Below are 25,183 nucleotides of genomic sequence, written 5' to 3' on the forward strand. Positions count from 1 at the left end.
GGTAATTCGAACCAACCAAATCCCTATCGTCGGTAATTCGAGAAACGATCTCAGTCCATTCAGCTTGCCGGGGCTCGTCAGAAGATGATTCCAGGTAGTTCTTGGCAGTGCCGGTTCTCTCTTGCCGACGGCCTGCAAACAGCAACATTAACCTCTGGAATTTCACATGGCTTTCAACACAATGGGCAGCAGCACTAGACAAGCGCATACGCGCCAATGGTGGGTGGTACTTGCGAGTTGTACAGCACTTGTCGGCTTCGTTCCCGCTAAATCGCTGGCCCAGCAAGCTGAGAACCCGGGCCCAGCAATCCTTCTGGATACAATCATCATTGACGGCAAGGACGATGATTCGAAGTCGATCGTGGCAACAAAGACGTCCAGCGGCAGCAAGATGGCGACGGATATTCTGGATACGCCAGCCTCCGTATCTGTCATCACCGCAAAGGAGTTGCAGCAGCGTGGAGCGCAGAGTGTCGAACAGGCCCTGCAGTACACAGCAGGTGTGAGTACGGACTTCTATGGTTCGGATGACCGGTTCGATTTCTTCAAGATTCGCGGCTTTGATGCCTATACTTACCGCGATGGGTTGCCACTAGGGCGCCCCTTTGGCGGGTTGCGTGAGGAAGTCTATGCATATGACCGCGTCGAAGTGCTCAAGGGAGCCAACTCCACCATCTTCGGTGTTTCAGACCCGGGCGGGTCGGTCAATTACGTCACCAAGAAACCAAAGAGTGAAAGATTTGGCGATGCCTACGTCACGGGCGGATCGAATAGCCGCAAGGAAATTGGATTTGATTTCGGCGATAACCTGACGACGGACGATACTCTATCGTATCGTCTGACAGGAAAATTCAAAGATGCGGATGGGGAATATGATTATTCGCGTGATGATGAAAAATTCTTTATCGGTGGCCTGACATGGCGCCCGACCGAAATGACTAGCCTGACCGTTGTGTTTGATCATCTTCACCGCAATGGGGTTCCGGGCAGCGGCGGGCACCCGGTCGGATCCGATTTTAAACGAAGCCGGTTTTTTGGCGAACCTGATTATAATTTCCGCGGCACGGACAGAAATACGGTCAGTGTTATGTTCGACCATGATTTCGGCAATGGTCTCAGCTTCAGCTCAAACGCACGCTACAGCGATGCGAAGACAGATTTCGGCTACGCCTATATTTCGTCGACGCCAACGGATGGCTCGACTATTGCCGAGCGCTCTTTCTTTGGCAACGAGTCCTCAAACGAGAATTTCGTTATGGATGGACGCCTGCAATACGAGACGAGTTTCAAGAAGATTGAAAGCCGCACCCTTATCGGCATTGAATATAATAAGTCTTCATCCAACAATGATACCTATTGGGGGCAAGCGCCAGGCATAGATTGGACCAATCCCATCTATAGCGGCGGCCCGGTAAATCTACCGCTTATCGCCAGCACCAGAACCAAACAGAACACCAAAGCTGTTTATATCCAGCAGGACCTGATCTTTGCCGACAGATTCATAGCGACGGTCGGCCTTCGCAATGACTGGCTGGATATCGAGCAGAAAAACAGACTTCAGAATAATGCGTTGGCTGAAGAAGATCTCAGTGAATTTACAAGTCGCGTAGGTCTCACATACAAAATTACCGATGAAATGTCGGTTTACGCCAGCTATGCCGAATCCGTTGCTCCCCCGACAGTGGGGCTTAAGCCTGAAGAGGGCGAACAATATGAGGTCGGGGTAAAATATCAGCCAACCGCATTTCCGGCGCTGTTTACAGCTTCTGTTTATGACCTGACCAAGAACAACATTACCGTCACTGACCCGATTACCTCGAATCCGACAACAGTTGGTGAGGTGAGGGTGCGTGGTTTGGATTTGGAGGCAAAGACGGAAATCACGGATAGTTTCAGCCTGACGGCGGCCTATTCATTCATGAAGTCCGAAATTATCGAAAATGGAATTGCAGGGAGCGAGGGCAATCGCCTTTCATTCGTACCGGAACATCAGGGCTCGCTATGGGCAAATTACAAGATCGCGGGAAGCGGCCATCGCGGAGATATGACCTTCGGGCTCGGAAGCCGCTATATAGGGTCTTATTACTTCGACAATGCAAATACGACGAAGACAAAGGGAAACGTCGTCGTTGATGCCTCCTTCAGCTATGAGTTCCTTGATAAATCCACGCTTAACCTCAACGTAAGTAATCTTTTCGACAAGAAATACGTTGCCTATGGCGGCTTTGGAGCGGATTTCTACAATCCGGGTCGGGAGATTGCGGTGAGTTTGCGTCGCACCTGGTGATCGAGTTGGCCCATCTGCAATCCTTTCGGGTGGGTATTGCCGTTATCAGCCATTCTTGCGCATGCGACGCCACGCTGCCGGTGTTTCACCGGCTATTTGCCGGAAGGCCTTTGTCAGATGGGCCTGGTCGGAAAACCCGAGTTGTGCAGCAATATCAGCGACGGACAGGTCGCTCTCGAGGAACATTTTTTGGGCAAGCTCTATTCGTTTGCCAAGTTGCCATTGCAGGGGCGACTTGCCGGTTGTCTGCTTGAACACATTGGCAAACCAGCTTTCGGACAGGCCGACTGTCTCGGCCATTTCCGCCACGCTCAACCGGCAATCGCTGCGTTCATTGATGCGCGATATCAGCTTTTTCATCTTGCCGTCTGTAAGCCGGCCATTGTGGCTGTCGCTGTCGTTCTCCGGAATATCGAGAAGGCCGCTTACTATGCTGGCGACGAGGCTTTCAGCAAAAATCGCATGCTTGGATGGGTTTGACATCTCATCGACCAGCAGCATGGCCAGTGTCTCAATTGCCGCGACATCCTGAATTTCCACGGGTCGCCGCAGTGCCGTCTGAGCAACGGATGTTCCCACGGAAGGAGATAATATTCTCAGCAGCCTGTCCTTGTGCAAATGAAGATCAAGATGCGAGAATTGGTGTGAGGATGTGAAGTTCGTCCACAAGGGGACCCCGGCTGGCACATAGATCGCCCGCACCATGGGGCGATGGAACTGTGCGAATCCTCCATCCCGGTTGGACATGCTGATATGAGATGATACGTCGTTGAAAAAGATCACGATGCGCGGGTCGGGAGAAAGGTAATAGGCCTTGGCCCCTGATAATCCTTCCGCGTCCCAGAAGACACTCATCATACCGTCAAGACCACGCCACTTGACCGGGGCAGTGGGCCTTATGCCCTCTGTGTGGCAGATCATGGAATGTCTATAGCTCAATGTTGGAAGCCGCCTGTGCTGAGCATAAATGTCATGTCTTTCCAACCACGTTTTGCAGCGGCAGACTATCCACAGTCTGGGTTGAACTGTTGCAATACCTTATCATGACAGTAATAGTCATATTTATTCGTGATGGCAACTTTTTAGCGTGAGGCAAGCAACGGGAATCGTAAAACTGTCATCGACAATAGTTCCGGGCACCAGTCCAACCGGCAAAATCCGCTATTATCGGCATTTTCAAACGAAGGGTTATCCGTAACGTCTGTATCTTCAGGGGTTGGCCTGGCCTCATTGGGCTCGTTGCTAACCGTCAGCTACCTAACCCAATCCACAAGTATTGACACGGATACCGAGCTCTGCTGCCAAAGCAGCTTTGGTCCACATTGCACTATCCGCATCTTTGGCTGAATGGGCATAAGCAACCTGAATATGATTAGCCTTGTGCCGGGCCATCATCGCATTCCGGTCCACTCCCGTCAGCACTGCGTGCATGATTGGCCATTCAGGGTTCGTAGCCTGCGAACGCCGTGCTGTCTCTTCTTGCGAAAGAGATACAGCCTGACCCCGGCCAATGTCCATGTGCAAACACCCGTCAGCGACGAAAACCCGGCTCCATATCAACTCGCCTGGCTTGGCAACCCCGCGTAAAGTGCCGCCGCCGAAGGGGAAGAACATGGCCGGTTGCCGAAAGCTCTCAGAGCCAGCCCAGCCCCCTTGGTGATGCGCGGGCGGCGCTGCGCCGGAAATCTCAAAAACCCAGATGAATTGTTCTCCGCCAGTGGAACGGTCAGTGTCTCCCCAGCGTATATCGTGGAGCGTATTCTCGACAGGTTGTCCAAGTGCCCTGTGAACGCGGTTTGTCATCACGCCATCGATTGCGGCACACTCATCGACTTCATTGAAATGCACGATTGCCTGTCCTGGTCTGATAAGCACGCCCTCGGCGTTTTTGACGTCAGGGCGGTCATCATTGTTCAACATACCTTCAACCAGATCTGACGCGGGCAACAAATCTTTCAGCCCCTGCTGATACTGGATGCCGATAGCTTCACAGCCAAATGTATCGGCAAGGCGCACCGATGCAATGTACATGCGGCACTGGTCAATGACTTGGCTTTCCGTAAGTTCTGTTTTCGGATCGCTGCCAAGGTGGAAAGTCATCCCCTTCGCTACCATCCATTCATAGATGGTGCGGCCCTCGGCTTCCGGGACCTGCAACGTGGCGTGGTAGAGCGCGGATTGTGAAAGGCGTTCTTTCCAGATGCCCAAAGGCATCAACAACTCGTCTGGGATAATGGCATTGTACATGCCCATGCAGCCCTCGTCGAAGACACCGAGAATTACCTTTCCGCGGCGCATTGCGGCGGCAATATCGCGTGCAAGAGTAGCTTCGCTTGCAGGAATGCGGCCGCGATCAAGTGGCTGGACGTGAGAAGTATCGTGATTGATCGAGCCGGTTTTCAGCCACTCCGCCAGACCCGAAAGGAAGAAATCATCGTCGAAGTTTTCGCTCCAGAGGCTCGAGTATGTCACGCCTGCTTTGGTGAGTGATCCGTTCAAATTGAGCAATCCGACGAGCCCTGGCCATTCACCCGCCCAGTTGGCGACTGTCAAGATCGGGCCCTTGTGATCGACCAACCCTGCTAGAACGTGATGGGAGTATTGCCATACGGATTCCGCGACGATGAGCGGAGCTTCGGGATCAATATTTGCAAAGACATCCATGCCTTCACGTTGTGAGGCAATAAAGCCGTGACCCTTGTCCTTATTCAGGCCATGCGCGCGGACTATTTCATGACCCATCCCGGCAAGCACTTCCGCCAGTTTTTCTTCCATCGCGGCTTGTGCAGGCCAGCATTTCACGTTGGCGCTTTCACGAAGGTCACCACTGGCCACCAGCAAAATCTTTGTCATCGTTTTCCTCCATATGCCGAAGCATAATTCATGATGTTGTTTGCATGAGTTCCGCATAGGCGGCGAAGTCCACCTGCATCCTGCGGAAGACGTTATATTTCGCGTCGTGATAGGCTCGAATTTCAGAACTGCGGGGAAGAATGATTTCGGCGATGCCGCTCATTTTCCCCATCGCTTCAGGCAGATTATCAAACGCACCGGCCGCGACTGCGCCAAGCATTGCAGCGCCGAGAAGGACAGGTTCTTTCTGGGCCGGAACAATGATGCGGCGCCCCGTGGCATCTGCATGTTCGCGCAGATAAAGCGGGTTCCGCGCAAGCCCGCCACTGACGACCAGAGCATCAATGACAACACCGTTGTCCTGCATCTCCTCAATGATATGCCGCGTCCCATATGCCAGCGCCTGTACGGTGGCGAGATAGTTCAAAGCCAGATCGTCAACTCCATGTTCGAGAGCCAGTCCGCTGATCGCGCCTTTTCGGGATGGATCAGCGAGGGGCGATCTGTTGCCATGAAAATCGGGCTGGACATGACGGTGCGCCGTCAAGGTCGCGGTCTCATCAGCCATCGCGCAGAGATGATCATTCAACTGATCGGCAACGCGCATTGTTTGGGCCAGTCCGGCGCTGGCCGAATGGCGTGCCACGACATCATCAATCAGCGCGCCTGCTGCAGACTGGCCACCTTCATTGGCCCAAAGTCCCGGCAACAACACGGAAAAATAAGGACCCCAAACGCCTGATACAAAAGTCGGTTCCTTGGTGAGAGCAATATGGCAGGTTGATGTGCCAGCGATTAATGCAAGCCGACCTGTCACATCTGAATTGCCATTAACTTCAATACCAAGCGTACCGAGCGCTCCGGCATAGGCGTCGATCATTCCACTGGCGACTGCAATGCCCGGGACAAGACCCAGGTCCTTGGCTGTGTCTTCGGTCAGAGTTCCAGCTGCGATGCCCGGTTCCGCGAAACTGTTGCCGATAGCGCGGTGATTGCCCCGCGTCAGGTCTTCCAACCCGATCTTGGTCAGAAAGGCGTCGTCCCAACCTTCGCCTTGTGTGCCCTCATGGCCAAGATAGGTCCATTTGCACACCGGAGAACAAAGCGAACGTGTCGCGGTTCCCGTGGCGCGGTGCACGAGCCAATCCGGAAGATCCCAAAAAAACTTTGCCCGGATCCAGCTGTCAGGAAGCTCGCGTTTCAACCACCGAAGCTTCGGCATTTCCATCTCTGGCGATATCCGTCCTCCGACATAGGACAGCACGTCGCCTCCGAGTACAGTAATTTCTTCGGCGTCACTGATAGCACGATGATCCATCCATAGGATCACGTCACTGTCGGGCGTGCCGAGCGGACATACCGTTACCGGTGTGCCCTTCGCGTCGGATACCACCAATGAACAGGTAGCATCGAAACCGATACCGGCGATGGAAACCGGGTCGATCCGGGCATCCATCAATGCTTGCCGTACCGCATTGCAGACGGCGGCCCAAATGCCGGATGAGCTCTGCTGGGCATAATCGCGACGAGGCCGGAGTGTCGCAATTTGCGACACTCCTGTACCGAGCAATTCTCCACTGCTGTCGAATACGCCAGCGCGTGCGCTACCCGTACCCACATCGATACCGATGAAGTTTTTCATTAGATTCCGACTGTTTGAATGGACTTATACTACCAGGCGGTGAAGCCACCGTCGACGACGACATTCGATCCTGTCATGTAGGATGAAGCATCAGACGCGAGAAAACGGACGACGCCATTATACTCGTTGATTTCAGCCTGACGGCCCATAGGCACCCGTTCGAGGAAGGCGTCGATGAATTCCTTGTCGAAGCTTGCGGTTTTAACGCCACCAAAGGAAACCAGATTCACGCGAACTTTCTTGGTACCCCAGTAGGTGCCGAGATAGCGTGTGAGATTGATCAGGGCCGACTTGGATGCAGCGTAGGATATTGCCTTGATGAACGGCACGCCGTCGCGTTTTTCGCGGTAGGCGTATAGAGCCTGATTTGGTGACACAAGCCCGTAAATAGAACCAACATTGATGATTGATCCGCGGCCTTCCTGAGCCATCCTGCTTCCTACAACCTGGCTCGTCAGCATGACACCAGTCAGGTTGGTATCGATGATCTCATCCCAGTATTTCTGCGGATAGTTCTCGAATGGTGCGTTCTGTTCGGCTGAACCATCGGGCTTTGAATCTATACCGGCATTATTGACGAGGATGTGTGGCACGCCCCATTCAGCTACAAGCTGCTCGGTAGCTGTTTCCAGCGCAGCCTTGTCGGTTACACTTGCTTCGTACACTTTAATACGATCAGTCAGACCAGGAAACTTTTCTTCAAGTTTCTCGGCGCTGAATGGACGCCGGCTAAAGATCGCAACTTTTGCGCCGGCTTCAGCGAGAGATTTTGTGAACTGGGTGCCGAGCTGGCCCAGCCCGCCCGTAACCACGGCAACGCGGCCGGTAATATCGAATGCATCGCTCATAATAGCTTTCCTTACTGTAATGGTCGTTCTGGCTTCAGGCAGATTTCGCTGAAGTGTCGATTGCTTCGCGAGCCCGGCGGCAACCCTCATTGAGGAACAGAACGTCATTGCCCATGATGATCATATCGACGCCCTTCTTCTTGAGGGCCGTTACATTCTCGGCAACAGGCGGAATGCAGGGTGCCATGACCTTGATGCCGCGCGCGTGCGATTTCTCGATCAACTCGGCCAGCTTCTCTTCGACTTCCGGATGAGCCATCGAATAATCAATCGATATGCGGCGTGAAATCGAGTAATCCGCCGGGCCGAAATTGATGACATCGATCCCTTCCACATCGAGAATTTCGTCGATATTATCGAAGAACTCGAAGCTCTCGGCCATTGGAATGACCAGACGTGTCTCGTTCTCGTGTTCCATGTAAGCGGACCATTGAAAGCCAGGTCCGCCGAACCCTGCAGCGCGGCAGCTGGCATCGCCGCCGCGGCGGCCGAAAGGAGGGAACTTTGCAGCACGGACAATAGCGCGTGCCTGATCAGCTGTGCCCACTTGAGGAACGATGACGCCAGTTGCTCCAAATTCAAGTGATTTGCGAATGTCCCATTCATTGGTTCCCCGTACGCGCACCAAAGGTGCGATGCCCGCTAGAAGCGCGGAAAGCACCAGCTTTTCCAAATGTGCGTCTACGTTGACGGGTGTGTGCTCTGCGTCGATGAAGGCAAAGTCCAGCCCCCAGTTTCCAGCTGCCTCGATTGCGACAGTAGACCCCGTATAGAATGTTGCGCCAAAAGTGGGTTCGCCGCGCTTGAGCTTCTCGGCGAGTTTTGTGTTTTCAGGTCCGGGCATTCTTATTCTCCTTGTGGCGGAGCGGGTTTCGCTCCGGTTAGATATTGATGATGGTTGGTTACTTCAGATCGGGTGCGATGAAGCCTTGCAGCTCGGCGGTTTTGGGATTGGAGAACAGTTCTTCCGACAGGCCTTCTTCCCAAACCAGGCCTTCATGCATAAAGACGGTTCGTGTGGCGACGCGTTTGGCAAAGCCCATTTCATGGGTGACGAGAACCATGGTCATGCCTGCCTCCGCCAGTTGAGCGATGGTCTTGAGGACTTCCCCGGTGAGTTCGGGATCCAGCGCCGACGTGACTTCGTCAAAGAGCATAACCTTGGGCTTCATTGCCAACGACCGCGCTATGGCAACGCGCTGCTGCTGGCCACCCGAAAGCTCATCAGGATACGCGTCAGCTTTTTCTGCCAGACCCACTCGCTTGAGAACGTCCTGCACCAGAGCCCGGCCCTCACTCTTGGGCAAACCTTTGACAACATGGGGAGCCAGAGTGATGTTCTCGGCCACCGTCAGGTGCGGGAAGAGATTGTAGCTCTGAAAGACCATCCCAACTTCCTTGCGCAACTCACGCAAGTTGGCTCTCGATTGATCCAGGCGATGCCCTGCAACGTCGATTGAGCCTTCCTGAAACGGTTCCAACCCGTTTATGCAGCGAAGCATGGTGCTCTTGCCTGAGCCGGAGCGGCCGATAACTGCGACGACGTCGCCGTTTTCAACTGACAGATCAATGCCTTTCAGAACTGGTACCGTGCCATAGGATTTCTTCAGATTTTCAATTCGCAGGGCCAGCATTTTTTCTCTCCTTGAGTTTCTCGCTCCACCACGACAGCGGATAACAGACACCGAAGTACATCGCGGCGACCGTCAGGAAGACGTGGAAGGGTTGGAACGTCATGTTGTTCAGCAATTGCCCGGCACGGGTCAGCTCAACAAAACCAATGAGCGCGGTCACCGACGTGTTTTTGACGATCTGGACCATAAAGCCGACGGTTGGACCAAGGGCGATGCGAAAGGCTTGCGGCAGGATGACATAGCGCAGGCGTTGGGTGCGGCTTAGCGCAAGTGCATCGGCTGCTTCCCATTGCGTGGTAGGAATTGCCTCAATGCAACCTCTCCAGATATCAGCCAGAAATGCTGTTGCGTAGATGCTCAGCGATATCGCTGCAGCCGCCAGCGGTGGAAAGTAAAAGCCGGCAAAGCTGAGCCCGTAGAAAGATAGGAAGATCAGGATCAGCAACGGCGTAGCCTGTACCAGCTGGATGTAGCCGGCAACGATAAGCTGAAGCCAACGCGGTCCAAGTGAACGGGCAAGGGCGAAGATAAGGCCGAAAACACCACCGCATATGAACGTGCAGAGTGAAAGACCAACCGTCCAGATCAGCCCGTGAAACAGAAATTGTACGCTCGGCCATCCGAATGACTGGATCATGACTTGACCTCGCTCGGCAGTGTAAGTGTCGCAGTCACAGAACTTGTGTTGGGTGCGCGCCTGCGGAACAGCCAGACACCGATCAACCAGTAAATAAAGCGGAACACGAATGTGACGCTGATGTAGAGGGCGGCGAGAACCAGAAAAGTTTCGAGGCTGCGGAAAGTCTGTGACTCGATCTTCGCGCCTGCGAGGGTCAGTTCCGTTGCCGAAATGGCCGAGGCAATCGAAGTGCCAAGAAGCGTCAGGGTGAGCTGACCCGTCAATGCCGGGTAAATTACGCGAAGCGCAGGAACAATAATGACGTAGCGCATCACCTGCAGGCGGGAAAGTCCAAGTGCAAGGCCGGCTTCAATCTGAGTTTTCGGTATCGCCAGAAGACCTGCACGGAAAATCTCTGCGGAATAAGCGCCGAGGTTCATAGATATGGCGAGGATAGCCGCATGATTGGCGCTAAGACGGATGCCAATGTAAGGAAGCCCGAAGAAAAGGAGGAAGAGCTGTACCAGGAGCGGTGTGTTGCGGAATGCTTCCACATAGGTCGAGCTGGCGACGCTGCACCATTTTGGGCCATCAACCCTGAGCAGCGCGACCGCAAGACCGATCACAAGTCCTATCGAGATTGATTGGCCGGATAGAATGATGGTGTCAATGGTACCACTGACCAGTTCGGGCGCACGCGCAAACACCGGCGTGAAGTTCATTTCATATGCCATAAAGGTCTCTCCTGATGCTCCTGGGCCAGGTGCCGGCCCAGGACATGCGGGACACGATGTTCCGGAGGATTATCAGAACGTTGGCAATTTGCCGCCCGGGGTCGGAGTTCCGATCCATTTCTGGTGCAGTTGATCAAGCTTGCCGGTAACTTCCGTGTAGTAGATGAAGTTATTCAGCCATTGATGCAGTTCGGTAGCATCCTTGCGTGTGGCCATGGACCAGTAGAGTGTGAACAAGGGCACGTCCTTCTTCACCTCAAGTGTGTCGAGCTTGCGCTTGACGATCACATCATTTGCCACTGCTGCGACTGCAGCAGTCGCGTCAACCTGACCCGAAATCAGCGCCTGCATCGCGAGCGCGTCATCATCGAAGCGCACAACTTCAAGACCCTCAACACCATAGCCGCTAATGGCAATATCCTGTGTGCTGCCCTTGGGGACGGAGACGCGTTTGCCTTTGAGATCATCGAGGCTGGTGAGCTTCATGTCCTTGGCCGCCACGAAGCGCATCTCATAGGCACCATAGGGATTGGTCATGAGGAATGTTTTGGCGCGCTGTGGCGTTGCGGTCATGTGAGCGATCAGAAAGTCCACTCGTCCGGATTCCAGCGCTGCGGCGCGTGATGCATTGTTGACTGGTACGACCTCCAGCTTAACTCCAAGGGCTGCTGCCGCTTCTTTTGCAAGATCCACAATAAACCCGTCGGGGTTGCCCGATGCGTCTACTGTGTCATAGGGCGGAATACCCGTCAGGACACCAACGGTTACACTACCCTTCTTTTCAATTTCTGCTGTTGTTTGCGCGTTTGCTGCTGTCGCCGATAGTGCAACGAGCGCGGCCAACCCCAAAGCTGCCGCTGTGCGGCGTGCAAAGTTACCGATCATTTTCTCTCTCCTCCCATGACTTATCGTTTGCCCGCGATCTGCTGATAGCGCGAACAGTGATGCAAATTTGCCCGTATGGTGAACCCCGGCTCAAGTCGAACGTGATGCGCCGGTGAACGACTGGGAATTTGCTCTTGACATATGACTTATGACATAAGTATGAGTCAAGTATGCAGTGATAATTATTTCGATGCAGTTCCAAGGAGCGGGCTGGAAAATTTACCGACCTGCTTGCAAATGGAGATGCCAGCTCCGGGTGGGACTATCTGAAACTGGGGAGAAATTTGACATGCGACCAAACGATCAAGGCGGAGCGGAACCATTGAGAGCGCGCGACAGATTACATTCTTCCGTCGCCAGTTCGCTGGAAGCCCAGATTATGTCCGGCGAGTTGCCAATAGGCGCGCGCCTTCCGTCAGAAGGAGAGATAGCGCGCGATTTTGGCGTCTCTACTCGCTCCGTCCGCGAGGCGATCCAGATACTCGAAACCAAAGGGCTTGTCCGTCGGCGCCACGGCGAACGCACAACAGTTGTACGCGATGACGTAGGCGAATATCTTGGTACTCTAGCGGTCACAGTCAAACAGCTATTCGCTACTGACCCTCAGTATCTGATCCAGCTTATGGTGGTTCGCCGCATGATCGAGACTGAAGTGCTGGGTCTGCTCACAGCCAAAGACGAGCCCATTCATCCGGAGGTGGAGGCAGCGCTGGATGCCATGCGCCTTGCAAGGGATACGGGTGACTTTGCTGGATTTACCGAGGCGGATGCGGCGTTTCATTTGGCGCTGGTACATTCAACAGGCAATGAAATTCTGTCCGTATTCTACGACAATCTATACGGTCTGATCACTGAGGTGATCCGGGTCACCAGCCGCGTACCCAGCAAGTCTCTGGACGCAGCTTATGCCGAACATGCCGACATCTTCAAGATGATCCAGAATCGTGACGAGGCGGGTGCGAAAGCGCTGATGCGTGCCCAGATCGACAATAGCGCCGCCTATCTTCGTGTAGCCATAGAAAATACCAAACGTAAGGACAATGAGAATGCCTGACTTCAATTATTCCGACACTGACTGGGACTCCATCTCCCGCCTGAAAAAATGGTATTCGGGCGATGTGCATGACAGCATGGAACATCTTGGGCTTTGGGGCCATCTTGAAGGAATTTCATTGCTGGGTGCGTTAGACTCCGGCGAGGTCGTGTGCGGACCTGCGGTTACTGTGCTCTTCGAGCTATCAGACCGCAAAGGAGAACCACAGGACGTTTATCACAACGCAATCGACAACGCTCCTGAGGGCGGAATTATTGTTTGCGATGCGTCGTGTGCAGCCGGCTCTTGCTCAGGTGAACTCATGAGTAGTGGAGCCAAGACTCGCGGAGCAGCAGCGACTATTGTCAATGGCACCGTACGCGATCTCGCGCAGGTTCGGGCACTTGGCTATCCGCTCTTTGGAACATCGGCCAGCCCGGTCGGCGTGACGGGTAAGAAAGAACCGAAACAGTCTCAGGTCCCGATCAAGATTGGCAAAGTCACGATCAATCCCGGCGATATCATTTTCGGAGATATCGACGGAGTGGTCGCCATTCCAAAAGCACGACTTCGCGATGTCGCGGACGCTGCAGATGATCTTGGCAAGAACGAAGCCGCTGCCCGCGACAGAATTCTAGCAGGCGAAAAACTGCAGTCGGTATGGCCGGCCTAAAGTTAGAAAACTATAAATCAGATGACGCCGGGTGCCTGGGCACTGGCGTCATTTTTGACCGTGACAGGGCCCGACTGCGATAGATAAACGATCATGAACACGATTCTGCTCTTCTCATCAACTTAACTTGTCCGGGAGGAGAGAAGGTAAACCTGATCGCCCAATTTCTAATCTGGATCAATAAACTGCGATTGCCAATATCGATCGTGGAGCTTGAGGCACCAATCGGATTCAACAAAAGACAGCTCTTATCGGCATTCTCAAAGCAAGAGTTTGCGGCAGGTGCTGCAATTGAATAACCAAGGGCCGACGAGACTTATACCTTCAGTCGCTTGACGTGAATGCCAAAGCAAGTGATGGTGTTTTCTAGATGTAATCAGAAATGCACTTCATGGACACTTTGAAACCCCGCACCCGCGGTCGCCCACGCTACGATGATGTTGATGGCACCGCCAACGAAGCCTTCGAGATGATAGCTCGAGAGCCGCTTGATCGCAGCGAATCTGCTCCGCTCTGGGTACAGCTCAAGAACCGCATTCAGGATGCGATCGCGTCCGAGAAACTCCGGCCCAATTCCCGCATGCCGTCGGAGACAGCTCTCTGCGAGATATTTGACGTTTCGAAACCTGTCGTGCGTGCGGCGCTCGGGGCGCTTGCCGGTGAAGGCCATGTGATCAAGATGCCGCGCAAGGGAATGTTCGTGGCCCAGCCCAGGCAGGATGTTGACTTCATGACATCCAACCTCGGTGTCTTCGGAGATTTGACCGCCAAGGGCCACGCGGTCTCTACAAAGACCTTTGAATTCTATCGTGCCAGCCCCAATGACGACGAACGTCGCGTTTTCGGAATACCGGACGAGGGCAGTGTCATACGGATCACCCGTGTCTATTATTGTGACGGTCGCCCGATAACGCTCACCCATATTTCGCTGCCCGGCCATAAAGTTCCCGGTATGGAAAAGCTTGATATCGACAACCGCTCGATATTCGCAACCATCAACGAGCAGTATGGTTTGACAGTCCAGCGTGCAGAACGATGGTTTACGGCCGAAATGCCTGACGACGAGGCCAGAGAACGAATGGGGGTTCCGGCCACCGCACCTTTGATCGCTATCGAGTCCATTGCTTACGATCATGACGGGGCCGCCTTGGAGTACTATCGGGCGTTCTATAATTCCGCCGTCGCCCGCATCCATATTCGCATCGACACGTAACGGCCGATCGGTATATGATTTTGTATTTCTGGTGATAACCAGATTGACAATGCGGAATTGCAGCCGTATCTTTTTCTTCGACAGGTGTGAGGAGCACCTGAAGAATGTTTTACATGGCGAGTTTGTGAGGAAGGCGCTGAATTGCACGATTCAGCGATTGCTATTTCTTTGCCCGTCATGGAATGCAGGGAGGAAGACAGTTGGATTATCGGGATCAATTCAATCTGGAAGGGCAGGTCGCAACCGTCACCGGGGGCGCAAGTGGAATAGGCCTTGAAACTGCAAAAGCCCTTTGCGCCTGCGGTGCCAGTATCGCTCTTATCGACCTCAATCTCGACAACTTGAAGAAGGCGGCGGACGATATCGCCACGTCCGGCTCCAAAGTCTCCGTACACGTTGCGGACGTCACCGATCCGGACTGTGTGACCGCCGTTGCCGCAGAGGTCATCCAGGCGCACGGAAAGGTCACGATTCTCGTCAACAGCGCTGGCATCGCCAAACTGCATTCTGCTGTCGACGTATCTGACGAAGATTGGCGTTTGGTTATGGATGTTAACGTCAACGGGACGTTCTGGGTATCGCGCGCCTTCGGAAAATACATGATTGAACGCCGCGAAGGCAGCATCGTCAATCTCGGCTCCATGTCAGGACTTATTATCAACCGCCCACAATTTGCAGCTTCCTATATGGCCAGCAAGGGTGCCGTTCACATGCTTACCAAGGCCCTGGCGGTCGAATGGGTAGATCATGGTGTTCGCGTCAACGCCGTTGCACCGGGTTATGTCGGGACGGAAATGACCCTCAAGATGCGGGAGCAGCCGGAGCTGTTCGACGTCTGGATGAACATGACGCCGATGAAACGTTGTGGCGAACCTTCGGAAATCGCCTCCGCAATCCTCTTTCTCGCATCTCCCGCCTCTTCCTATGTCACAGGATCGATCCTGTCCGTAGATGGCGGCTACACCGCACTATGAAACCTATGATGGATCAGATCATGTCAAGCAGCAGCGAACACCAGAAACGGCAATCCATAATCGACGCCTGTATCGAGATGAACCGTCTCGGCATCAATCAGGGTACGTCGGGAAACATCAGCGTTCGCCATGACGATTACATCCTCATCACCCCCACAAGCACGCCTTACGATCAGCTGACCCCGGAAAGTATCGTTCGGCTGGAGATGGATGGCACCTCGAAGGGCGGGCTTCAGGCATCGAGCGAATGGCGGTTTCACCGCGACATCATGGTCGCCAGACCGGACGTGAATGCGATTGTGCACGCCCACCCGATCTATTCAACAATCATAGCCATCATGGGGCAGGATATTCCAGCCATCCACTACATGATAGCTGTGGCCGGTGGCGATGACATAAAATGCGCTCCGTATGCGACGTTCGGAAGTCAGGAGCTTTCCGAAAATGCAGTGGAAGCACTCACGGGCCGTAAGGCTTGTCTGCTGGAACATCACGGCATAATCGCCGTCGGAACCACCCTTTCCAAGGCATTATGGCTTTCGGTCGAGGTCGAAACGCTCGCACGCCAGTTCCATGGCGCCATGCAGCTGGGCACGCCGCCGCTGCTTCCGAAAGACGAGATTGCGCGGGTTCTGGCAAAGATGGGTAGCTACGGACACAAGGATTGATGCTGCGCCAGACAAGGCGAGGAAGTGGAATTGCCGCATAAGGCAAGATGCCGGGAGACCGGCAATGTCGGACAATAACTCGGGAGGAGAACGTCCATGTCAGTCGAAACAAAAACAAATCGCCGTAAAATCTTCAAGACGACCGCCGCATTCGTCGTCACAGCCATTCTGGCAGGCGGATATAGCTCTGCCTTTGCACAGGACGCCGGGAAAGAAGAAAAATTATCGCTTCAGGGCAAACGCGTGGGTATCTCCGCCGTCGGAACCGACCATCATTGGGATCTGATGGCCTATCAAGGTATCATCGATGAGGTGAAGGCGCTTGGCGGCGAACCGATCGCGCTCGATGCCAAGCGTAATGATCAGACGCAGGTCTCCCAGTTGCAGACCCTGATCGCCCAGAAGCCGGACGCAATTATCGAGATGCTTGGCAATCTGGACGTTCTCAACCCTTGGTTGAAGCGTATCCGTGACGCCGACATCCCGCTCTTTACGGTCGACACAGCAACTCCGCATTCGATCAACAATAGTACATCAAACAATTACGCTCTGGCCTCCGAGATCGCGCTCCAGATGGTTGCCGATATTGGCGGTAAGGGAAATGTCCTGGTCTTTAACGGGTTCTACGGCGTTCCGGTCTGCAAGATCCGTTATGATCAGCTGAAATATGTCCTGCAGAGTTATCCCGATGTGAAAATCATCGAGCCTGAACTGCGTGATGTCATTCCGAATACAGTCCAGAGCGCCTATTCAAATGTTACCGACATGCTGACCAAATATCCGAATGACGGTGATATTTCTGCTGTCTGGGCTTGCTGGGACATTCCACAGATCGGTGCGACGCAAGCCATCGAAGCGGCGGGTCGGAAGGGCATCAAGACTTACGCGATCGACGGTAGCCCCGAAGTGGTCGAGATGGTCGCAAATCCCGAGTCGGCCGCCGGTGCAGTCGGAGCGCAGCAGCCTTACGAGATCGGCAAATCAGCTGCCCGCAATGCTGCCCGCTATCTGGCGGGGCAGAAGGTTGCGCCCTTCACCTTCATTCCGGCAGTTCTGGTCACAAAAGACAATGCCAAGGATACGGCTGGCCCGTTCCTACCAAAGAAATAGGCCACCGCGCTCAAAATACCGTGCCGCTCAACGAGCGGCACGCCACGCAAAAGAAGCACCGGAGGACAAAATGGGCTCGCAGGAAAACCTCGCTGTCGACATGCGCGGTATCGTGAAGAGTTTTGGTCCAGTCAAAGCGCTCGTCGATGCCGACCTGCAGGTTGCCAGAGGCTCAATTCACGGTCTTGTCGGCCAGAACGGGGCTGGCAAATCAACAATTATCAAAGTGCTCGCAGGTATTATGAAGCCCAATGCTGGAACGATCTCAATCAACGGCAAAACGGTCACGAAACTCACGCCCGCAAGCGTCGAACAGATGGGAGTGCACTTCATCCATCAGGATCGGCTTCTTGTCCCGACTGCGACGGTTGCCGAAGCTATTTTTCTGAACCACGAGCCGAAGATTGGTCCGTTTATCAATCATCGCGCCATGGCGACGCGCACCAGCGCGTTATTGAAGCAATATTTCGATCTCAACATTGCGCCCGGCACTCTGGTTCAAGACCTTACGACGGCACAACAGAAGATCGTTCAAATCACGCGCGCTCTTGCGCAAAAAGCATCCGTACTTGTCCTCGATGAACCCACGGCCGCATTGGTGAAAAAGGAAGCAGACAGCCTGTTTGGTGTGTTGCGCCGTCTCAAGCAGGAAGGTATCGCCGTCATATTTATCTCCCACTACATGCAGGAGATCGAGGCGATCTGCGATACCGTGACCGTCATGCGCAACGGTACGAATGTCGGTGTGGTCGACCCGAAGGTTACCTCCATCGATGAGATCGTTGCGATGATGATCAACCGCAACGTGGATGAGATGTTTCCGAAGCGAAATGCAGCCATCGGCAATCGGGTTCTTGAAGTCTCCGATCTATGCCTGGCGCCACATTTCCGCAACGTGTCGTTCGATGTAAAGGCAGGTGAAGTCGTTGGACTGACAGGCCTTTTGGGCTCGGGCGTCAAGGAACTCATCCAGTGCCTGTTCGGGCTTGACCGGCCTGACAGTGGATCGATAACGATCGATGACAAGGCTGTAAAATTTCCATCACCCGTATCAGCTGTCGCAAATGAGGTGGCGTTGGTACCCGAGGACCGGCGCGCCCACGGCGTTGCGATGGGCCTGTCGGTGCGTGAAAACATCTCACTTGCCAGCCTGTCGCGCTACGAGAAGGCCGGCTTCGTTTCCCGGTCACGGGAGAATGCCGCGATCGACGGGTTCATCAAGGAACTCTCAATCAAGACACCTGACCGCGATGCGCTTGTGAAGACACTTTCGGGCGGCAATCAGCAGAAGGTCGCCCTTGCCAAATGGCTGAGCTGCCAATCGAAGGTCTATCTCCTTGACGAACCGACCGTTGCCGTCGATGTCGGCGCGAAAGTTGAAATCTATACTTTGCTCAACCGACTGACTGCCGAGGGCGCCGCCGTTCTGTTCATGTCCTCCGACCTGCTCGAACTTGTCGGTATCTGCGATCGCGTCCTGGTCATCTATCGCGGCGAACTGACCAATGAATATCAAAGCGAGCAACTGGACAGCGATGTGCTTCTTGCTGCCGCTTCCGGCGCCCGCGCTGTGTCTGCGGGGGTGGTGGCATGACGATGGCATCAGCAAACGAGGGTTTTTCGGTGACCGGTAGTGCCGACTATCCCGCAGGCGGGCGCCGCAAGGCTTATGGTGCCATGATTGTTCGTCTGGGCGCGATCGGAGCTTTCGCCCTTATCCTGGTTTACTTCGCCTTAATGGCACCAGGTTTTGTGAATTTCTACAATGTGCTCAATGTTATAGAGCAATCGGCAATTCTCGGCGTGCTTGCCTTCGGCATGTCGGTCGTTGTTATCGGCGGCGGCAGCGATGTCCAGACAGGTGGAATCGATCTTTCACTTGCCGCAAATACCGGTCTTTGCGCAGCAGTCCTTGCCGTCTCGACGGCCGCGGGATTTCCGATGTCGGCAGCGCTTGCGCTGACCATCGGAACGGGCGTACTGGTTGGAGCGATCAACGCTGTCGCCGTGGTCTGGCTGAACATTTTGCCCTTGCTCGCCACCCTGGCGGCCATGAATATTGTCGCTGGCGCGGAGCTGATCCTGACACAAAATGCGGTCGTCTCGATGACCTCCGATCTTATGGGCACAATCGCGGTTGGTTCCCTGTTCGGAGTTTCGGTTCTCGCCTGGTGCCTCATCGTGTTCACCCTTGTCATGATGACGGTGCTGCATTTCACGGGAACGGGACTGCGACTCTACGCCGTCGGTGGCCATCCTGAAGCGGCCCGCGCTGCTGGTCTCAACGTCGGCGCATATGTGGGCGGAACCTATGTCTTCGCTGGTCTCTGCGCAGGACTGGCGAGTATTCTTCTGGTTTCGCGCCTCAGTGCGAGCAGTCCCGGCACGGGTGAACTTCTGCTGTCGGTTATCGCAGCCGCATTGCTCGGAACGGTGTTCTCGCGCCGCTTCGTTCCAACGGCTGGCGGCACAATCCTCAGCACCTTGTTCATCGGCTTCCTCGCCAACGGCTTCCAGCTCCTTAACGTATCGAGCTACTGGGTGAACGGCGTACAGGGCACGCTTATCCTTCTGGTTGTCGCTGCCACCTCCTTCGCAAAACCTTCGGAGCGCTGATCATGACCGCGCAGACCAAATCCTTATCCTCAAATATCCTGACGGCAGAGAACATGTCGCGATACACTATAGTGCTCGCATTCATTGCCCTCATCATCGCCTTTTCGATCGCCAGCCCGACTTTCTTCACTACAGCCAATCTCTTCAACGTGCTGGTAAATAATGTCGTGCTTCTGGCGATTGTCGCGCTTGGCATGACGTTTGTAATCACGGCTGGCGGCATCGACCTATCGGTCGGCGTTTCGGTTGACATGGCAAGTATGGTCTTCGTCATGCTGCTCGCGGCGGGATATGGTGCGCCCTTCGGGATCGCTGTCGGGCTGTGTGCGGCGGTTGCCGTCGGAATTCTTAACGGCATTCTCGTTACCCGGCTTAAGATCAGCCCTTTCCTGGCAACACTCGGAGTGCTCTTTATCGGGCAGAGCGTGCAGCAGATTGCCACCGGGGGCGGTCAGCCCATCTATCTGGTGACAGGCGGTTTTGCGACCATCTTCAACGCTATTGTGCGCACGCAAGTCCTCGGCATCCCCATGACGTTGATCGTGCTCATCGCCTGTATCGCCGCGGTCTATGCGACGCTGCATCATTCCGTTTTCGGCAGGTACGTCCGCGCCTTCGGGGCGCAGCCCGGTGTCGCCTGGTATTCCGGTATCCGCGTGCCCTTCAATATGTCAGTCGTCTATATGGCATGCGCTCTGCTTTGCGGCGTTACGGGAATTTTACTGTCCTCGACAGTGCGTTCCTACGTCCCGCTTTCGGGCAATGCTTTCCTCCTTGATGCGATCGGCGCCACCTTCATCGGCACCACGATCAGCGCGGAACGGCGTCCAAGCGTGATCGGTACGCTGCTGGGTGTGGCGCTCCTTGCCATTGTGAAAAATGGTCTGCTGCTGGTCGGCTGGAACTTCTATTGGCAGCAGGTCGGCATTGGCGTGCTGGTCTTCCTTATCCTTGCCCTGAGCTTCGGCTTGCGGGGCCGCAATCACTAATCTTTTGGAGACTATCATTCATGGCACGTTTTGATGTGAGTTCGATCGGCTTTTACGTCCTTGATATCCTTGGAAGGCCAGTTACGCGTATTCCGGAGGGCGGCCGGGCCGATTATATCGAGGAAATCCGCATGACCGTCGCCGGTACGGCCGGCGCCACGGCAGTTGATTGCGCTATTCTCGGGCTTTCCACACAAGCAGTCACCACCGTCGGCGACGATGAGATGGGCGATTTCCTCCATTCCAAGATGGAAAAGTTTGGCGTCGACTGCAGGCTTGTCAGGCGCAGCAGTGAAACACAGACCTCAGCAACCATGTTGCCGGTGCGCCCGAGTGGCGAGCGTCCCGCGCTTCACGTACCAGGTACGGCAGCAATATTCAAAGTGGCCGAAGCGGACATCGACGCTGCTCTTGACGCGACCGTCGTTCACGTAGGCGGTACGGGTCTACTGAAATCCTTCGACGGAGAACCCACCGTAAACCTGCTGAAGAAAGCGAAAAGCCTCGGCCGCATCACCACCTTTGATCTTATCCAGGCAAATCCGGAAACGTTTGCCCTGGTGGAGCCCTGCCTGCCCTATATCGACTATTTCGTGCCGAGCATCGAAGAAGCAGGCGAGATGGCGGGCATGCAGGATCCAGCGGCCGCTGCCCGGTTCTACAAGTCGCGGGGCGTGAAGAATGCAGTCCTCACCATGGGGGCGAACGGTGTTTATGTCTCGCCCGAGAATGGCACCGACTTCCAGCTCCCCGCATTCGACATCAAGGTTTCCGACACCACCGGCTGCGGCGACAGCTTCACCGCTGGAATCATTGTCGGTATCGTCAAGGGTTGGGCTCTCGAACACTCTGCGCGCTTCGCTTCGGCGGTGGCAGCCAAGGTTGCCATGGGGCTTGGTTCTGACGGCAAGCTTGTATCGTTTGACGACACAATTGAGGCGATGAACAACCTGCCCGTCAAGCCGCAGGTTGCCGCCTAACAAAATCAGCATTCAGGAGCAAACATCATGGAAATACTGCCAACCGGATCTGTCGCTGTAGTGACGGGCGCGAGCAGGGGCATCGGGCGGGCAATTTCCGTCGGTTTGGCCGAGTTCGGCTTCGACGTTGCAATCCTTGATCTACCATCGCAACGGGCCATGGTCGAGGAGACTGCGGCAGCGGTCAGGGCGACCGGAAGAAAGGCTTATATCCACGAGGTCGACGTGACCTCCAAGCCAGGAATTGAGGCCACCATCGCGAAGATCCTCGCTGAAGCTGGCGGGATCGATGTGCTGGTCAACAATGCCGGCATTCTCAAGCCCTCAACGCTGGAAGATTTGTCGGAGAAGGATTGGGACGCTCATTTCGATGTTAACGCCAAGGGCGTCCTGCTGATGTGCCAGGCAGTCCTGCCGCATATGCGTGGCAAAAGAAGCGGTCGCATTATCAACATCGCGTCCATCGCAGGACGCCAGGGTGTCGCCACACAAGGCCATTATGCAGCAACCAAGTCCACGGTTATCACGCTGACACGTGTGCTGGCCCAGGAAGTTGGTATGGACGGTATCACCGTCAACGCCATTTGTCCCGGCATTATCCTTACCGAGATGGGCAAAAACAATCTCGGCAGCGAGGAAGCAATCCGCCACTGGGAGACGATCGCCTCACTGAAACGGCTCGGCTACCCGGAGGACATCATCGGCCCCGTGCGTTTCTTCGCGTCCAATCAGTCGGATTTTGTCACCGGCCAGGCGCTCAATGTCTGCGGCGGGATTTATTTCCATTGAGGAATTGTAGACACGGGGAGCTACAATTAGAATGCGCGAAAAATCGGCTCCTGTCCGCCTTTTCCAAGGAAGGGTTGCTGAGCACTTTCCTATTTGTACGCATCAGTAATTTATGTCCTGGGTTTGACGCTAACCACGGCCTAAGAGATCGGTCTGACTGAGGCGAGGCATAACCACGCCTCATATTCTTTAAGCTTCGATGACGCAGCCAAGTCGCGCGAGAGAGGCATCAACCCAGGCGCGGTCATTTTTGCCAAGCTTGATGTTTTCCATCTGTTTTGTTTCTGCAGCGTGCTTCTTGGATGCCGCTTCGAAGACGGTTTCGACCGAGGCAAGCGGGACGGAGAGCAGACCGTCGACAACACCGCAAATGAGGTCGTCACCGGGTTCGATAACTATGCCGTTGATGGCGATGGGGACGTTTACTTCGCCCGGGCCGTCCTTTTACGGGCCACGGTGGGTTACGCCCGCGGCAAACACGGGGAAGGCTCCAGCGCGGAGCTCTTCGCTGTCGCGGATGGCACCAAAAATCACGATGCCCGCCGAGGCCGCGTTGTTCGGCATGGGCAACCATCAACTCGCCGATGATGGCATTGCTGAGATCGCCGCCGGCATCGACAACGACGATGTCGCCTAGGACTGGTGTCATCAGGATACCTCATCGCATCGCTGCAATGTTCGTTGTTGGCACTTTCCCGCCGAAAGCCTCCTTCGAATGACCGATATGGGGTCGTGGACAGACTATCTGCTTCTATCGCAATCACCGTACGGCTGGCGCTGATTGTGATTGGTCGGGCGATAACTTTCGACCCTCCAAGCCATGCATTGTCTTGATTGGTTGCCGCGAAAGAGACACACTGGACAGAACCTGTCAGGTCTTCTGGATCTTTTGCGGCGATACAGAAAGACTGATATATTTTCAAATCGAAAGGCCTAATGTGCATGCGAGTAGCGGTTATCAGCGGCATTTGCGCTGCAGTTTTAAGTATTGGAGCAGCCAAAGCGATGCCCGTGGACATGACCGTGGACCGCCTTCTCGATATTTGTAAAGCGCCCACTTTGCGGGCAGCGGCGGACAAGGGCGACGAACTGGGGTGGATGCGCCTGACCGATGCGGAAACAGAGGAATGGCGTACTCATTTTGTCGCCTATAACGGCGGTTCGGTAGAACTTGTGGGTTGGAAGCGGGAGGAGGTTAGCGAGGCGGGTTCACTGTCGTTTTGGATTGCTGTGGGGCCAAACGGACACAAAGCATGTGCATATTCCACGACGAGACCTGCCGGATTTCTGGATGCTTTGTCGGAACGGCTCGGTGCGCCGGACAGTCTCGAGAAGAATGACGCCATAGAAAGTATAACAGCCTCATGGAAGCGAGATGCGCTCCTGTATTCCTTTGCTCAGACAGGCTCGTCCGCCGTCATCAATATCGGGCCTGGTTAATGAGACGGCCGCCCTGTTGTCTAACAGTGGTTCCGACAATGCTTGGAACTGCGAGCCTACAGCCTGAAAGGCAGGTCAGGGCTTGTTAATGCAAACTTCGCAGAGGAACTGACATTGCCAACTGCTTTTAGACGAGAGGGGTTTTGGCGGCGGAGCATGAAAGAAGCGTCAGATTTGCCATGGCCACTGAGCGACGTTAACTGGAGTGGTGCCACGTCATTTCTCGCTGATCTCGTTCGCGCGGAAGCCCGAGCCGAAGCAATTGCGTATCGCGGTTGGTTTCAGTGCCGTTTGTGCAATTGCAGAAATGGCAGCCTCGAATATGAATTGGAGGGGTGGCGTTGGCCAAGCGGATATGTACACTATGTAGCGGCTCACTCGGTGCGACCGAGCCTCGATTTCGAACAATTTATCCGTGGCGTCGGTCGTGACCGACCGCTTTCCAACTGTCGATAGCGCACAAAGCCGCCAGCCCAATTTCCGTTCACAAGTTGCCTTTGGGTCAGGATCGCTGTCTTTTCCAAAATGAGAGCTCCCTGTGTCCAAAACCATGCCTTTGGTTTCGAGTGGTTGCGGCAACTTGCGTTATGGCGGCATTCGGCCCATTGCTGTCCTTCGTGCTGCATGAGCTCGCGTCTGGCAATTATTTTGGCCTTCTCAGATAGGACCTGTGATCGGTCTATTTGTAAGGATTCCGTGGCCTATTTGGAAATTTCTTCATGTACTGCTCAAGCAATCCGTAATTATCAAGTATTCTAAAGGGGTTATTTGCGGCGGCTGTCATCTTGTCCGTTTCATCGATTGAACACCACGGACACAGATCCCCCTTCGTTCTTAATGGCTCATAGCATTCTCCACATACCCCATCCGGAACCGCTATCTCTCCTTTCGCAAACACACGAGAATTTTCGGTATCAGTTATCAGGTAAGGCGTTGGGTAGCTGCGCCCAATTTTTTCGAGGTAGAATTCGGAATCGAGGTCGGTTGCTGCTTCCTGAAGAGATTGCCTCGTCTGCTCGGAAGACTTAGCTCCAGAGACTATCGTCGCGATACATTTTTTCGAAACATAGAGAATTTTATTGCCATTCACGTCCTCGGTATAATTCTCAAAGTTGACAGCTCGCACCTCTTGCTCATAACTCCACTCCAAATATTTCGTGAAATAGCCGTGGAACATAACGGCCCTCCGCAAATGT

At 54.5% G+C, this 25,183-nt stretch carries 23 protein-coding genes and 1 pseudogene; 13 read left to right on the forward strand and 11 right to left on the reverse strand.

Annotated elements, in window-relative coordinates; translation table 11 throughout:
* Positions 1 to 166 precede the first annotated feature (166 nt).
* Positions 167 to 2,287, forward strand: coding sequence for a TonB-dependent siderophore receptor (locus tag ACYJL1_RS22275; protein WP_460899324.1), 2,121 nt, complete (start codon positions 167 to 169; stop codon positions 2,285 to 2,287).
* A 45-nt stretch (positions 2,288 to 2,332) separates the two neighbouring features.
* Here the strand turns inward: ACYJL1_RS22275 and ACYJL1_RS22280 are convergent, their stop codons facing one another.
* The 9 genes from ACYJL1_RS22280 to ACYJL1_RS22320 all read right to left on the reverse strand — a co-directional run bounded on the left by ACYJL1_RS22280 (position 2,333) and on the right by ACYJL1_RS22320 (position 11,502).
* Positions 2,333 to 3,226: a helix-turn-helix domain-containing protein gene (locus tag ACYJL1_RS22280; protein ID WP_460899325.1), complete on the reverse strand. Its 894-nt coding sequence runs from the start codon at positions 3,224 to 3,226 to the stop codon at positions 2,333 to 2,335.
* A gap of 318 nt (positions 3,227 to 3,544) precedes the next feature.
* Entirely contained in the window at positions 3,545 to 5,140 is a 1,596-nt protein-coding gene (locus ACYJL1_RS22285) for a fucose isomerase (protein WP_460899326.1), read from the reverse strand.
* Between the two features lie 28 nt (positions 5,141 to 5,168).
* On the reverse strand, positions 5,169 to 6,782 hold the full coding sequence (locus ACYJL1_RS22290; RefSeq protein WP_460899327.1) for an FGGY-family carbohydrate kinase: 1,614 nt from the start codon (positions 6,780 to 6,782) through the stop codon (positions 5,169 to 5,171).
* Between the two features lie 29 nt (positions 6,783 to 6,811).
* A complete protein-coding gene (locus ACYJL1_RS22295) occupies positions 6,812 to 7,630 on the reverse strand; it encodes an SDR family oxidoreductase (protein ID WP_460899328.1) in 819 nt (272 codons plus the stop codon).
* A gap of 34 nt (positions 7,631 to 7,664) precedes the next feature.
* Positions 7,665 to 8,474 (reverse strand): HpcH/HpaI aldolase family protein, encoded by an 810-nt coding sequence (locus tag ACYJL1_RS22300; protein WP_460899329.1) that lies wholly within the window; start codon positions 8,472 to 8,474, stop codon positions 7,665 to 7,667.
* Positions 8,475 to 8,532: 58 nt separating this feature from the next.
* The gene (locus ACYJL1_RS22305; RefSeq protein ID WP_460899330.1) at positions 8,533 to 9,264 is read right to left on the reverse strand and encodes an amino acid ABC transporter ATP-binding protein; all 732 of its coding nucleotides are present in this window, start codon (positions 9,262 to 9,264) and stop codon (positions 8,533 to 8,535) included.
* A complete protein-coding gene (locus ACYJL1_RS22310; RefSeq protein ID WP_460899331.1) occupies positions 9,245 to 9,901 on the reverse strand; it encodes an amino acid ABC transporter permease in 657 nt (218 codons plus the stop codon). Before ACYJL1_RS22310 ends, ACYJL1_RS22305 begins: the two co-directional genes overlap by 20 nt.
* Complete coding sequence (locus tag ACYJL1_RS22315; RefSeq protein ID WP_460899332.1) at positions 9,898 to 10,617, reverse strand: amino acid ABC transporter permease; 720 nt, start codon at positions 10,615 to 10,617, stop codon at positions 9,898 to 9,900. The genes ACYJL1_RS22310 and ACYJL1_RS22315 overlap by 4 nt, the downstream gene beginning before the upstream one ends.
* A gap of 72 nt (positions 10,618 to 10,689) precedes the next feature.
* Positions 10,690 to 11,502 carry a transporter substrate-binding domain-containing protein gene (locus ACYJL1_RS22320; RefSeq protein ID WP_460899333.1) on the reverse strand — a complete coding sequence of 271 codons (813 nt, stop codon included), beginning with the start codon at positions 11,500 to 11,502 and terminating at the stop codon, positions 10,690 to 10,692.
* 289 nt (positions 11,503 to 11,791) lie between these two features.
* On the opposite strand from ACYJL1_RS22320, the gene ACYJL1_RS22325 reads away from it, so the two are divergent.
* The 11 genes from ACYJL1_RS22325 to ACYJL1_RS22375 all read left to right on the forward strand — a co-directional run bounded on the left by ACYJL1_RS22325 (position 11,792) and on the right by ACYJL1_RS22375 (position 22,547).
* The gene (locus ACYJL1_RS22325) at positions 11,792 to 12,556 is read left to right on the forward strand and encodes a FadR/GntR family transcriptional regulator (RefSeq protein ID WP_460899334.1); all 765 of its coding nucleotides are present in this window, start codon (positions 11,792 to 11,794) and stop codon (positions 12,554 to 12,556) included.
* A complete protein-coding gene (locus ACYJL1_RS22330; RefSeq protein WP_460899335.1) occupies positions 12,549 to 13,208 on the forward strand; it encodes an RraA family protein in 660 nt (219 codons plus the stop codon). The genes ACYJL1_RS22325 and ACYJL1_RS22330 overlap by 8 nt, the downstream gene beginning before the upstream one ends.
* Before the next feature lie 391 nt (positions 13,209 to 13,599).
* Positions 13,600 to 14,421: a GntR family transcriptional regulator gene (locus ACYJL1_RS22335; protein ID WP_460899336.1), complete on the forward strand. Its 822-nt coding sequence runs from the start codon at positions 13,600 to 13,602 to the stop codon at positions 14,419 to 14,421.
* A gap of 200 nt (positions 14,422 to 14,621) precedes the next feature.
* Entirely contained in the window at positions 14,622 to 15,395 is a 774-nt protein-coding gene (locus ACYJL1_RS22340) for an SDR family NAD(P)-dependent oxidoreductase (protein WP_460899337.1), read from the forward strand.
* 20 nt (positions 15,396 to 15,415) lie between these two features.
* Positions 15,416 to 16,063 carry a class II aldolase/adducin family protein gene (locus tag ACYJL1_RS22345; protein ID WP_460899338.1) on the forward strand — a complete coding sequence of 216 codons (648 nt, stop codon included), beginning with the start codon at positions 15,416 to 15,418 and terminating at the stop codon, positions 16,061 to 16,063.
* A 96-nt stretch (positions 16,064 to 16,159) separates the two neighbouring features.
* On the forward strand, positions 16,160 to 17,173 hold the full coding sequence (locus ACYJL1_RS22350; RefSeq protein WP_460899339.1) for a sugar ABC transporter substrate-binding protein: 1,014 nt from the start codon (positions 16,160 to 16,162) through the stop codon (positions 17,171 to 17,173).
* A gap of 70 nt (positions 17,174 to 17,243) precedes the next feature.
* Positions 17,244 to 18,767: a sugar ABC transporter ATP-binding protein gene (locus ACYJL1_RS22355; RefSeq protein WP_460899340.1), complete on the forward strand. Its 1,524-nt coding sequence runs from the start codon at positions 17,244 to 17,246 to the stop codon at positions 18,765 to 18,767.
* Positions 18,768 to 18,769: 2 nt separating this feature from the next.
* Positions 18,770 to 19,789: an ABC transporter permease gene (locus ACYJL1_RS22360; protein ID WP_460899341.1), complete on the forward strand. Its 1,020-nt coding sequence runs from the start codon at positions 18,770 to 18,772 to the stop codon at positions 19,787 to 19,789.
* Between the two features lie 2 nt (positions 19,790 to 19,791).
* Positions 19,792 to 20,778 carry an ABC transporter permease gene (locus ACYJL1_RS22365; RefSeq protein ID WP_460899342.1) on the forward strand — a complete coding sequence of 329 codons (987 nt, stop codon included), beginning with the start codon at positions 19,792 to 19,794 and terminating at the stop codon, positions 20,776 to 20,778.
* A gap of 20 nt (positions 20,779 to 20,798) precedes the next feature.
* Positions 20,799 to 21,758 carry a carbohydrate kinase family protein gene (locus tag ACYJL1_RS22370; protein ID WP_460899343.1) on the forward strand — a complete coding sequence of 320 codons (960 nt, stop codon included), beginning with the start codon at positions 20,799 to 20,801 and terminating at the stop codon, positions 21,756 to 21,758.
* A 27-nt stretch (positions 21,759 to 21,785) separates the two neighbouring features.
* Complete coding sequence (locus tag ACYJL1_RS22375) at positions 21,786 to 22,547, forward strand: SDR family NAD(P)-dependent oxidoreductase (protein WP_460899344.1); 762 nt, start codon at positions 21,786 to 21,788, stop codon at positions 22,545 to 22,547.
* 189 nt (positions 22,548 to 22,736) lie between these two features.
* Here ACYJL1_RS22375 and ACYJL1_RS22380 read toward each other — a convergent pair.
* Positions 22,737 to 23,181: pseudogene (locus tag ACYJL1_RS22380) on the reverse strand (RraA family protein); the annotation flags it as partial.
* 308 nt (positions 23,182 to 23,489) lie between these two features.
* Here ACYJL1_RS22380 and ACYJL1_RS22385 point away from each other — a divergent pair.
* The gene (locus ACYJL1_RS22385) at positions 23,490 to 23,987 is read left to right on the forward strand and encodes a hypothetical protein (RefSeq protein WP_460899345.1); all 498 of its coding nucleotides are present in this window, start codon (positions 23,490 to 23,492) and stop codon (positions 23,985 to 23,987) included.
* Between the two features lie 679 nt (positions 23,988 to 24,666).
* Here ACYJL1_RS22385 and ACYJL1_RS22390 read toward each other — a convergent pair.
* Entirely contained in the window at positions 24,667 to 25,164 is a 498-nt protein-coding gene (locus ACYJL1_RS22390) for a hypothetical protein (RefSeq protein WP_460899346.1), read from the reverse strand.
* Positions 25,165 to 25,183: the final 19 nt, after the last annotated feature.

It is taken from the genome of Phyllobacterium sp. K27 (assembly GCF_054796155.1).